We start from the raw sequence: 1412 nt of genomic DNA on the forward strand, positions 1-1412 counted from the left end.
ATAAACCAAAAGGCATAATGCCATTAACATCATCATTGTCTCTACTCTTTCGGGATTTTTCACAAACAGACTATCCGCGAAAAATAACGGGTCTTTGATAAATCTAAATCCTCTTTCTGTAGATTGTTGTTCTTTATATATTTTGAGGATTTCTTCTGACTCTAACTCAATCGTATCCAAAATATTGGTGGCTAAAATAAATCTGCCACAAGAGTTTTGCTGTTGTGTAATTAACTCTTGATTTTCTCTTAATTTACATTTCACTCTATAAACTGTTGTTTTCCCTTTATTGGTTTCAGTAATTTCCCAGTCTGATATTTGATGATATTTTAATTTGGTTGTTATTTCTTTGATTTTTAATTCTGTCAAAGATTTATCTGTAAATTCTTCCTGTTCTAATTTCGCTACTTGTTTGTTAACTTTCAAAAACTCTTCTTGGATTTTTTTGTCTAGTTTATTTAAGTCTGCTTTTTTCCTCTCTGCACTTTCTACTAATAACCATCTTTGCTCTATTCCTCCATAATATACTTTCTCTTCGAGATAGCTATAACCCTTTATTTTAGAGGCTTTTAGGTCATTATTTATGAAGGCTTTCACTAAATTTTTCGCTTTTTTAATGGATAATGGTACTCGAGTTATCCATTTCATGTTCGACATTAATTTTAAGTTACTTTCGCTATACAATGCACTGTCAGCCACCATGATACTTTCAAAATCTACTTGTTTAGAATATTCTACTAAGATGTGAGCGAATACTGCTTTATCTGATTCGTTTCCTGATGCTCCTCTGAAAAATAATGGTATATCTCCATCACTACTTACTATTAAATCTAATATACATTGTTTTAAGTCGGGGCGATGGTCACGAGAATATCCTTGTGTAATCATAATTGGATGTTCTCGATTTATTCCTAATTCTTTTTCTGGATTATTGAGGCAATTATCATATTTTCCATGTAAATGTAATGAGCTTGAGTCTAAATGGGAATATTTTGTGTCTATTCCATATTTCTTTACTACTTCTAAGGCAATGATTAAGAATAATTTAGTTCAGCCATATTTGTAAAGTTTATCCATGACTCTACCTATTTTATCGTCATTTAAATCTTCCGCTTTTATCCCTCCTCCTATTAAATGTTCTACGGCTTTGTCTTTAAAGAATTCTGGAAATAAATATAGTGGTCTTGATACAAAGCCTAGTCCATTGAGAATAATTGCTTTAACTACTTCTCAATAATTTACTTTCTATCTACTATCTATTGGGAATATCCCATTAATTTTTTCTACTATTCCTATCTCATCTATTATTCCTGCTATTATTCCTAAGTGATCTATGTTTTTACTCTCCATTTCTTCTTTTTGGTAATTCATATTATGAAGGCATTTTTTGGTAATTCAGTCTCATTCTCTCA

General features: G+C 30.7%; 2 pseudogenes. Both read right to left on the reverse strand.

What is annotated here, in order from left to right:
* Positions 1-1038 (reverse strand): annotated as a pseudogene (locus FJR06_RS05145) (IS1634 family transposase); the annotation flags it as partial.
* Between the two features lie 12 nt (positions 1039-1050).
* Positions 1051-1371, reverse strand: a pseudogene (locus FJR06_RS24225) (DUF4277 domain-containing protein).
* Positions 1372-1412 lie beyond the last annotated feature (41 nt).

Origin of the sequence: Dolichospermum sp. UHCC 0352, from assembly GCF_009711925.1 — a bacterium.
Taxonomy (GTDB): Bacteria; Cyanobacteriota; Cyanobacteriia; order Cyanobacteriales; family Nostocaceae; genus Dolichospermum; species Dolichospermum lemmermannii.